Here is a 1796-nt window from a genome sequence, read left to right as displayed (position 1 = left end):
CCAGCCGGTGCTGAGGCTCCCGGTCGACCCTTCGCCTGTGGGGCAGGTCGACGGGAGGGCGCTCGCCCGTGGCTGAGAGGCCCAGCCGGTTCCCGGGGTGGGCGGTCGGGCTCCGGAGCGGGGTCAGGCGAGGTCGAGGGCCCTGGCGGCGGCCAGAGCGTCCACGGGCACGGTGGTGGCGGAGGAGGCTCCGGCCAGCGCCCAGTCCGGGTCCTTGAGGCCGTTTCCGGTCACCGTGCACACGATCCGGCTGCCCTTGGGGACCAGACCGGCCTGGGCTGCCTGGAGGAGTCCGGCCACGCTCGCGGCGGAGGCGAGTTCGACGAACACGCCCTCCTCGGCGGCGAGGAGCTTGTAGGCGGCCATGATCTGCCGGTCGGTGACCTTGTCGATGAGGCCGCCGGACTCGTCGCGGGCCTGCTCGGCGAGCTTCCAGGAGGCGGGGTTGCCGATCCGGATCGCGGTGGCGATGGTGCTCGGGCTGGTCACCGGGGCGCCGTCGACGATGGGCGCCGAACCGCTGGCCTGGAAGCCGAACATGCTCGGGGCCTTGGTGGAGACACCGTCTCTGGCGTACTCGGTGTAGCCCATCCAGTAGGCGGTGATGTTGCCCGCGTTGCCGACCGGGATGCAGTGGATGTCCGGGGCGTCGCCGAGGGCGTCCACGATCTCGAAGGCGGCGGTCTTCTGTCCCTGGAGGCGGTAGGGGTTGACCGAGTTCACCAGGGCGACCGGGTAGTCGACGCTGAGCTTGCGGGCCAGTTCCAGGCAGTCGTCGAAGTTGCCGTCGACCTGGAGGAGGCGGGCGCCGTGTACGAGGGCCTGGGCGAGCTTGCCCATCGCGATCTTGCCCTGGGGCACCAGCACGGCGCAGGTCATGCCCGCGCGGATCGCGTAGGCGGCGGCGCTGGCGCTGGTGTTGCCGGTGGAGGCGCAGATGACGGCCTTGGCGCCGTCCTCGGCGGCCTTGGTGATGGCCATGGTCATGCCCCGGTCCTTGAAGGAACCGGTGGGGTTGAGGCCCTCGACCTTGAGGAGGACCTCGCATCCGGTGAGCTCGGATACGCGCGTGGCGGGCAGCAGCGGGGTGCCGCCCTCCTGGAGGGTGACGACGGGGGTGTTCTCGTTGACGGGAAGGCGGTCGCGGTACTCCTCGACGATGCCTCGCCACGCCCGTGCCATGCTCACGACGGTGTCCCTTTCGGGTGGATGCTGTTGCGCTGGACGCGCGGCCGGACCCGGCGCGCGTGGGGATGCGGGCGGGGCGTCGCGGGAGCGATCGGTCCCCACCAGCTACGAGTCTATGACCCAGCCCGAGCTGTCTTGCATCTCGGGAAGGTGTTTCTCACCATGTGGACACTCCGTCCGGGGCGCGCGAGGGCGCGTCCCCGGGACGGCGGGGCTACTCCTGGAAGGTCTCCACGCGCATCACGCTGGCGACGTCGCGGACCATCGGGTGCGCGCTGAGCTTCTCGACGGTGCTGCTCAGGGCCGCGTCGGGCGCGGGGTGGCTGACCAGCACGAGCTGGGCGTCGTCCCCCGTCCCCTCCTGACGCACGTTCTTGATGGACACCCCGTGGTCGGCGAAGATCTCGGCGACCTTGGAAAGCACACCGGGGCGGTCGGCCACGTCCAGCGCCACGTGGTAGCTGGTGATGGTGTGCCCCATGTCGTGCACCGGGAGTCCCGTGTCGTGGGCACCCTCGGACACCGACGTGTGGGTCAGGCGGTTGCGGACCACCGCCACCAGGTCGCCCAGGACGGCGCTGGCCGTGGGCGTGCCCCCGGCCCCGGCA

General features: G+C 71.4%; 2 protein-coding genes. Both read right to left on the bottom strand.

Annotation, left to right across the window (positions count from 1 at the left end; translation table 11 throughout):
• Nucleotides 1-123 precede the first annotated feature (123 nt).
• Entirely contained in the window at nt 124-1182 is a 1059-nt protein-coding gene (gene thrC / locus D452_RS0120770; protein WP_193374262.1) for a threonine synthase, read from the bottom strand.
• Between the two features lie 220 nt (nt 1183-1402).
• The coding region (locus D452_RS28735; protein WP_040694479.1) for an ACT domain-containing protein at nt 1403-1796 on the bottom strand (394 nt) is incomplete at its 5' end.

Source organism: Nocardiopsis prasina DSM 43845 (assembly GCF_000341265.1).
Taxonomy (GTDB): Bacteria; Actinomycetota; Actinomycetes; order Streptosporangiales; family Streptosporangiaceae; genus Nocardiopsis; species Nocardiopsis prasina.
Note: the sequence above shows the minus strand (reverse complement) of the source record. Positions and strands in the feature narration are given on the sequence as shown.